An 8499-nucleotide genomic window follows, 5' to 3' on the forward strand; every position below is an offset into this window, starting at 1 on the left:
ACCTACATCCATGTAGGCAACAAAGAGTAAATCGCCCCTAGGAAGAACCCTTCGGGCAGCGCCTGTTTGGCATTGATGCTGCGTTATCGCCTATTTATGGGGAATAACCACACCACATAGGCGCTGCCTTGCCTAAATACCAAACAGACTGCTGCAAATTTAATCTTAAAAGGTCAACAGACCCTAATAATAAAAATTGGTAAAACAACCAGATGCGCTTAAGCACTATAAAATTAGCGGGCTTTAAATCGTTTGTAGAGCCCACTAAAATTCCATTTCCAGATCAAATGACGTGTGTTGTCGGCCCTAATGGCTGTGGCAAATCAAACGTGATTGATGCGGTGCGATGGGTGCTTGGTGAAAGCTCAGCTAAAAATTTACGTGGCGATGCCATGACGGATGTCATTTTTAATGGCTCCACTAACCGCAAGCCCATTTCGCAAGCCTCTGTTGAACTCATATTTGATAATACCCAAGGTAAATTACCCAATACCTTTGCTGATCGAAGCCAAGTGGCTATCAAGCGTTTGGTGACTCGCGATGGCCAATCGCTGTACTTTTTAAATGGTAGCAAATGCCGCAAACGTGATATTATCGATATATTTTTAGGCACGGGGCTTGGGCCGCGTAGTTACGCCATTATAGAACAAGGGATGATCTCGCGTTTAATTGAGAGCAAACCGCAAGAGCTACGTATTTTTTTAGAAGAAGCCGCAGGGGTCTCTAAATACAAAGAGCGCCGCCGAGAAACACAAACACGCATAAAAAGCACCCGAGAAAACCTAGAGCGACTCCTCGATGTTCGCCAAGAGCTACAAAACCAGCTTGACAAACTGGCGGTACAATCGGTTGATGCTAAGAAATATCGCGAATTTAAAACCCAAGAACGCACTTTAAAGGGGCAAATAGCGGTATTAAAATGGCAAAAGCTGCATCAGCAACAAGTTGATAAAAGCGCACAAATAAAAAAACTGGATGAACAAATCAGCTTTTTTAAAACGGCGCATTCAGGCCATGATGATGTGCTGGCAAGTCTTGAAGCTCAAGTACAAGTTCAGCAAGATAAACTTAATGATGCACAGCAACAACAGCACCATACGCATACCGAATTGACTCGCAGTGAACAGCAGCAAATTAGCATTAAACAACAAACGCTGTCACTGAAACAAAATTTAGCCAAGTTAGAGCAACAAAAAAATCAAAGTGAAGAAGTCAAAACGCAGCAACAAAGTCTCTGCCAAGAGTTAGATGACAGCTTACAACAGGCTGTAGAGCATAACTTAATGTGTAGCGAGCAGGTTATAGAGCTTACCGAAGAGGTTAATAGGCTGCTGGAGATTAAAAATGCCGACACATCACACTGGCAATCACTAACAGAAGATTATCAACAATTGCATAATCAGCAGTTAGCGCATACCAACGCAGTAAAACACACAGAACAAAAAATCAGTTATGTTAAGCAACAACTAACGCAGCTTGATGAGCAAATAGATGAGTTAAAACACAGTGAGATAGAGCAGCTATTAACTCAGCAACAACAGCACAGACAGGCCCTGACTGAGCAGCTAGCGAAAGCGCAAACGGCTCACAGTAAAGGCCAAACTGCGCAAACTGCTCAGCAGCAACAGCTAGATGATGCACAGCAAGATTGGCAGCATTTATTTCAGCAAGTTAATGAATTAAAAGCCGGCATAGCGGGGCTACAAACTACTCTTGGGCTTGAAAAAAGCAGCGATGAAAGTTTAACCTTATTTAAGCAGTTAACTGTTCAGTCGGGTTATGAGTTTTTAGTCGAGCAGGCGCTGTCATCACTTGAGCATATTCATATATCACAAGGTAAAGCAGAAAATAGCACGTGGGAAATTGCATCGCAGTCTGCAGCTAAGCACAGTATTGCCGCGTTTATTACCTCAGGCGTGTATCCTGAGTTATTAAATCATATTGCTTATGATGAAGCCGGCGATATAAGCGCACTTAACGACAATAGTTATATTGCGGTTATAGATAAGCAAGGGGCATTACACGGTCGAAACTGGCATGTAAGTGGCGATAAAAATACAGAAAATTCCTTATTATTAATGCACAAAAAACTCAAGCAGCAAGAAACCTTACTTGAGCAACAACAACAGGCATTGACGGACGCACACTCCACACTTGAAGAACATAAAACGCAGGCTGCATTAATAACCGAGCAGCAAAATGAGCGCAAAGACACTATTCATCAATTAGCACAACAACTTGCTGTAGCAACAACGCGTGGTGATATGCTTAAAGCGCAAGCTGATCAGCATCTGCAGCAGCTAACAAAATTACAACAACAGCGTCTGCCTCTGCTAGAGCAACAACAGCAGTTAAGCGAATTATTGAGCGAAGAGCTTGATAAAAATGAACAGCTTACACAGCAGTTACAGGCCTTAGCTGAAGAGCTTAACCAAGCCGATAGCACACGCACAAATAGTGATGAGCGTTACAAACAAGCTTTGAGTAATGCTGAACAATATAAAACACTAGCGCATCAAGCAAACCTTAATGAGCAAAAAGCACGAAGTGAATGGCAGCTCAGTCAAACTAAACTTAGCCATGCTGTACAGGCGTTTACTAGTGCCGAAGAGGGTGCGCAAGAGATAATAGAGCAGATTGAAGCGTTACTTATTCCTGAGCAAGAGCTTGCACTAAGTATTGAGCAATTATTAGTACAGCACCAACAAGGCGAACAAATGCTTGCGGATTTACAACAACAGCTAGCTCAAGCAAAACAAGAATTACAAAACAAACAAGCGAGTTTAAAAACGTCACAAGCTGAGCTGGTGGCACTGCAAGAGCAGCATCAAAAGCTGAGTATTGAAGAACAAAGCTTATTAATTAAAGCGCAAGCGGTACTAGAGCCACTTAGTGAGCTTAATCAAAATTTAAAACAGGTATTAGCAGAGTTTCCTGCAGAGTTGTCATTAAATGCGGCGCAAAATCAACTTGCTGGAGTAAGTAATCAGCTAGAGCAATTAGGAGCCGTTAACCTTGCAGCCATTGATGAATTTGAACAAGCGAAGCAAAGAAGTGATTATTTAAATAATCAGCTGGACGATTTAACCCAAGCATTAACAGCTTTAGAAGGCGCTATTCATAAAATAGATCGTGAAACAAAAACGCGCTTTAAGTCTACGTTTGATCAGGTTAACCACGATTTTGGCCAGCTTTTCCCTAAGGTGTTTGGCGGCGGCAGTGCTTACTTAGAATTAACCAGTGACGATTTACTCGAAAGTGGTGTTAGTATAATGGCAAGGCCACCAGGTAAAAAAAATTCGACAATTCATTTGTTAAGTGGTGGAGAAAAAGCGCTGAGCGCATTATCATTGGTGTTTTCTATATTCAGGCTCAATCCAGCTCCATTCTGTATGCTGGACGAGGTAGATGCCCCATTAGATGATGCCAATGTGGTTCGTTTTTGCCGATTGGTTGAAGAAATGTCACAATCTGTGCAGTTTATTTATATAAGCCATAATAAAATTGCAATGGAAATGGCGGGTAGATTAACGGGTGTAACCATGGCAGAGCCCGGCGTGTCGCGCATGGTTGCTGTAGATATTGAACAAGCGGTGCAACTTGCACATGCATAATTTTATAGTCATTTGCTAGTTGTTTTGGGTAAAATGATGGCAGTTAGGCATATTAATAATAAAAGGTGAGGGGATGGCCGAAGAATTAAGATGGGTTTTAATTGTGATCAGTGTGTTTGTCATTGGTGGCTTATTAATACACGGTTTGTGGTCAGTAAGAAAAAAAGAGAATGCTGAACTCCCTGCAAGCGAGCGAGTTGAACCTGTTCAAGAACAGCAGCCTTCATCTGTGCATACTGAGCCACAAGAGCCAACGTTAGCGCAACGAGAAGAGCCACAAATGAGTGAGTTAAACTTCAGCGCTGATGAGCCACAAATAGATGTTAGCCCTGCTGATACAGCTATTGAAGATGACCTTGAAGTGGTAACAGAAGAGGCTGTAGATACACAACAAGACGCCCCTAAAGATGTTGCAGACTTTGTTATTGTGCATATTCAAATGCCAGAAGGATTGACCATGCAAGGCAGTAAATTACTGCCAGCAGTTAACACGCTAGGTTTTAAGTATTCAGAAGAAGGCTTTTTTAATCGTCACCTAGACCCTGCAGGCCAAGGGCCGGTGTTATTTAGACTGGTAAATATGTATAACCCTGGTACGTTCGATATTGATAATATGGAACAGTTTAGTACCGCAGGCGTGAGCTTATTTATGACGCTACCATGTGATGGCGATGGCCTTGCTGCGTTTAATATGCTGCACAGCGCCGCTAAAAAAATAGCGGATGAATTTGGTGCCGATATTTTAGATGCAGAGCGAAACGAAATGACGGTAGAGCGTATTCGTCAATATGTTGAGCAGGTTCGCGCATTTTCTGCGTAATATACGCATAAGTTAAATTTTGTAAGCCACTGGGCGTTCACTCGTCAAAGTGGCTTTTTTTATGTTTTTGAGGTCTACATGGCAAGCAGCATTAGTGAGCAAATTAATCATCTTCGTACCACGCTTGAGCAACACAATTATAGTTATTATGTGCTTGATACACCCAGCATACCCGATGCCGAATATGATCGCTTGTTACGTACATTGAGCGAATTAGAAACCCAGCACCCTGAGTTTTTAACCGCCGATTCACCTACTCAAAAAGTAGGTGGGGCGGCGCTTGCCAAGTTTGAGCAAGTAGCACATCAAGTGCCTATGTTGTCGCTTGATAACGCTTTTGGTGAAGACGAATTTAATGGTTTTAATCGTCGTATTAAAGAGCGTTTAATGAGCACTGAAGAGCTTACATTTTGCTGTGAGCCTAAACTGGATGGCTTAGCGGTATCGATTATTTATCGCGATGGGGTATTAGTACAAGCTGCTACTCGTGGCGATGGTTTTACTGGCGAAAATATTACCCAAAATGTAAAAACAATTCGCAATGTGCCATTAAAGCTTCGCGGTGATGATTACCCGCGTGAGCTTGAAGTGCGCGGTGAAGTGTTTATGGATAGCGCGGGCTTTGAAAAATTAAATGCAGAGGCAGAAAAGCGTGGTGATAAAGTTTTTGTAAACCCTCGTAATGCGGCAGCGGGAAGTTTACGCCAGCTCGATTCAAAAATTACCGCAAAACGCCCACTGATGTTTTATGCCTACAGCACTGGATTAGTTGCCGATGGCACCTTACCTGAAGATCACTACCAGCAACTTGCTAAGCTTACCGATTGGGGATTACCGCTGTGTCCAGAAACCAAATTAGTTGAAGGCCCAAAGGCTGCGCTTGCTTATTACAATGACATTTTAACGCGTCGTAGCGAGCTAAAATATGAAATAGATGGCGTAGTAATAAAGGTAAATAAAAAAGCCTTACAAGAGCGCTTAGGCTTTGTAGCTCGTGCACCGCGTTGGGCTATTGCTTATAAGTTTCCGGCGCAAGAAGAAATAACGCAATTATTAGATGTTGAATTTCAAGTGGGTCGCACAGGGGCAATTACTCCTGTTGCGCGATTAGAGCCGGTATTTGTTGGGGGTGTTACGGTATCGAATGCAACGCTGCATAATGCTGATGAAATTGCCCGTTTAGGCGTTAAAGTGGGCGACACTGTGATTATTCGTCGCGCTGGGGATGTGATCCCACAAATTACCCAAGTAGTACTTGAGCAACGCCCAAGCGATGCAAAAGAGATTGTCTTTCCAACTATGTGCCCCATTTGTGACTCGCATATTGAGCGGGTTGAAGGTGAAGCGGTTGCTCGGTGTACAGGCGGCTTGGTATGTCAGGCACAGCGCAAACAAGCGATTAAGCATTTTGCCTCACGTAAGGCTTTAGATATTGACGGCTTAGGCGACAAAATTGTTGATCAATTGGTTGATCGAGAGCTGATCAAAACCCCGGCTGATTTATTTATTTTAAAGCAGGGACACTTTGAGTCACTTGAACGAATGGGGCCAAAATCAGCGAAAAACTTAGTTGCCGCGCTTGATGATGCCAAAACGACTACCTTAGCAAAGTTTTTATATTCACTGGGTATTCGTGAAGTCGGTGAGGCAACCGCGCAAAACTTAGCTAATCATTTTTTAACGCTTGAAAAAGTAATTGATGCCAGCATTGAACAGCTGATTGAAGTAAGCGATGTAGGTGAAATAGTGGCAAAGCACGTGCGTGGCTTTTTTACTGAAGAGCATAATTTAACCGTGGTGAACGAATTAATAGCCCAAGGCATTAACTGGCCACAGTTAACAGCGCCATCAGAGCAAGAACAACCGCTAGCGGGTTTAACTTATGTGCTAACTGGGACGCTTAATACGCTTAATCGCAATGATGCGAAAGCGCGCCTACAACAATTAGGTGCTAAGGTATCTGGCAGTGTTTCAGCCAAAACGGATGCGCTAGTGGCGGGCGAAAAAGCCGGCTCTAAGCTAACTAAAGCGCAAGAACTCGGTATAGAAATACTGACAGAGGATGATTTAATTACTTTGTTAGAGACTCATAATGGCTAGTTTTACAAATATACTTAATACCTTGTTAATTGACCTAAGCCAGTGGTTACAAGGCTATTTGCCGCATTTATCATTGCTTTTGATGGTGTGCTTAGTGTCGCTTTATGCGGATGACATTTTAAAGCTCACCAAAGGCGTGGTAGCTAGGCGTCACTTTATTATAAGGGTGGCATGTTTTGTGTTGATCACCGCGTTTGGGTTTGGTTTATTAGTGGTGTGGTTAAGCCCATTACTAACTAAAGCTTTGCTGTTTTTTGGTACTAAGTGGTTGGGGCTCACATTATTAGCTGCATTTTTTATTTTGGGCACTATTGCCGATAGGAAAAACCAGTTGTGAGCCGTTATGGACCTGAATACTGGGATAAATATGGCAGCTATCGTACGCCAATAGCGTTTCATTTGAGTATTTTAGTGTTACTGCGGGCCTATTTTATTTGGGTGATTGCCGCGCTGAGCCGTCGTCCTGAACTTGATCTAATGTCATTGTTTTTTAAATCAAAAAATGATTTTTTTATTGCCATAGCAATTGGTGCCGTAGCAATTGTACCCACTATTTTGTTTTGTTTACGCAGACCCAGAGACTCGCATCAAGCTACGAAACGGTTAGCGAGTATTTGGCGATACATGCGTTGGCCGCTTATTGCTTGCGCGCTAATAGACTTGTCGTGGTTAAGTATCCAGGCGGCCCATAGTCATTATCGCTTTTCACTGTTTTTAGCTATACAAATGGTGATTGTATTGTGGGTATTGTGGTATTTGGCAAAAAGTCGTTATTTAAGTGTTTTTTTTAGTGATTGGCCCGAGCCAACAGAAAAAGCAACCGATAAAAAGTAAGAGATTATGCACACTATTAATAAAAAAATAGCGCAAGTAGTGGCCTTTATAGGGCTGATTATTATCTGCGTTGGCTATTTTTTATCATTAGGCGAACATATTTGGTTTAAAGGGATATTGCTATTGTGGATAGTGGTATTTTGTTCGTGCTGTTACCGATTAACGCCGTTATTTAAAATGCGTAACCCGCTGCGTAACTTTATTCAGCGTGATGCGCAGCATTTGTTTGTTTTTAGTTTAACCGGGTTGTTTGATAAAAAGAATGGCCCGCATTGGTTAGTCATCAGCAATATTGAGTCAATAGAGATAAAAGACGATGAGCTAATAGTGCATAGTAATAATGACAGGCAATTAAGCGTGAGTATTCCTGGTAGTCAAGCTCAATTACACGCTTATGTAAGCCGTATACTTACAGCAACAGAGAAGCACCGTATAGTGTTTAAATTGCGTTGATCGTGGTGTTAGCCACAGACGTAATGATAGGCTGTCAGTCAATGCTTTTGGTTCAGTATAAAGCAAATTAATAACGCAATGAGGTTGTTATGTTGAAATGGAACGATATTGTTAATTTTGCCAACCATGGCAATCCGACACCGGTTCAAAAAGTAGTTAAAACAGATCAGCAATGGCGTGAACTGTTAAACGAAGAGCAATATTACGTGACCCGTAAAAAAGGCACAGAGCGACCAAATAGTTCAACTAGTTGCACACTATTAGAACCGGGAAAGTACGTATGTGTGTGTTGTGATAACCTACTATTTGATGCGGATGAAAAGTTTGATAGTGGCACAGGATGGCCTTCATTTACACAACCTGCAACGGTTGATGCGATAGGGTATGTAATGGATAACAGCCATGGCATGGAGCGAGTTGAGGTTGTTTGTAATGTGTGTGATGCGCACTTAGGGCATATTTTCCCTGATGGCCCACTTCCTTCCGGCTTGCGCTACTGTGTAAACGCACTGGCAATGAAAAAGCTCTAGGGCCTGTTGGCCTTTCAAGGTTAAATTTGCAGCAGTCTGTTTGGGATTTAGGCAAGGCAGCGCCTATGTGGTGTGGTTACTCCCCCATAAATAGGCGATAACGTAGCATCAATTCCAAACAGGCGCTGCCCGAAGGGTTCTGCCTAGG

7 protein-coding genes are annotated in these 8499 nt (G+C 42.5%); all 7 read left to right on the forward strand.

What is annotated here, in order from left to right:
- Positions 1–212: 212 nt before the first annotated feature.
- Positions 213–3614: a chromosome segregation SMC family protein gene (locus tag CWC30_RS16380; RefSeq protein ID WP_138627635.1), complete on the forward strand. Its 3402-nt coding sequence runs from the start codon at positions 213–215 to the stop codon at positions 3612–3614.
- A 73-nt stretch (positions 3615–3687) separates the two neighbouring features.
- A complete protein-coding gene (zipA, locus tag CWC30_RS16385) occupies positions 3688–4434 on the forward strand; it encodes a cell division protein ZipA (RefSeq protein ID WP_069439976.1) in 747 nt (248 codons plus the stop codon).
- 78 nt (positions 4435–4512) lie between these two features.
- The gene (ligA, locus tag CWC30_RS16390) at positions 4513–6534 is read left to right on the forward strand and encodes an NAD-dependent DNA ligase LigA (protein ID WP_138627636.1); all 2022 of its coding nucleotides are present in this window, start codon (positions 4513–4515) and stop codon (positions 6532–6534) included.
- On the forward strand, positions 6527–6871 hold the full coding sequence (locus tag CWC30_RS16395) for a DUF3392 family protein (protein ID WP_069439978.1): 345 nt from the start codon (positions 6527–6529) through the stop codon (positions 6869–6871). Before ligA ends, CWC30_RS16395 begins: the two co-directional genes overlap by 8 nt.
- Positions 6868–7368 (forward strand): DUF2919 domain-containing protein, encoded by a 501-nt coding sequence (locus CWC30_RS16400; protein ID WP_036982115.1) that lies wholly within the window; start codon positions 6868–6870, stop codon positions 7366–7368. The genes CWC30_RS16395 and CWC30_RS16400 overlap by 4 nt, the downstream gene beginning before the upstream one ends.
- A gap of 6 nt (positions 7369–7374) precedes the next feature.
- Positions 7375–7821, forward strand: a complete 447-nt coding sequence (locus tag CWC30_RS16405; protein ID WP_138627637.1) for a hypothetical protein — start codon at positions 7375–7377, stop codon at positions 7819–7821.
- A gap of 89 nt (positions 7822–7910) precedes the next feature.
- Positions 7911–8351 carry a peptide-methionine (R)-S-oxide reductase MsrB gene (msrB, locus tag CWC30_RS16410; protein ID WP_033103821.1) on the forward strand — a complete coding sequence of 147 codons (441 nt, stop codon included), beginning with the start codon at positions 7911–7913 and terminating at the stop codon, positions 8349–8351.
- Positions 8352–8499: the final 148 nt, after the last annotated feature.

Origin of the sequence: Pseudoalteromonas sp. S4741, assembly GCF_005886135.1 — a bacterium.
GTDB classification, from domain to species: domain Bacteria; phylum Pseudomonadota; class Gammaproteobacteria; order Enterobacterales; family Alteromonadaceae; genus Pseudoalteromonas; species Pseudoalteromonas tetraodonis.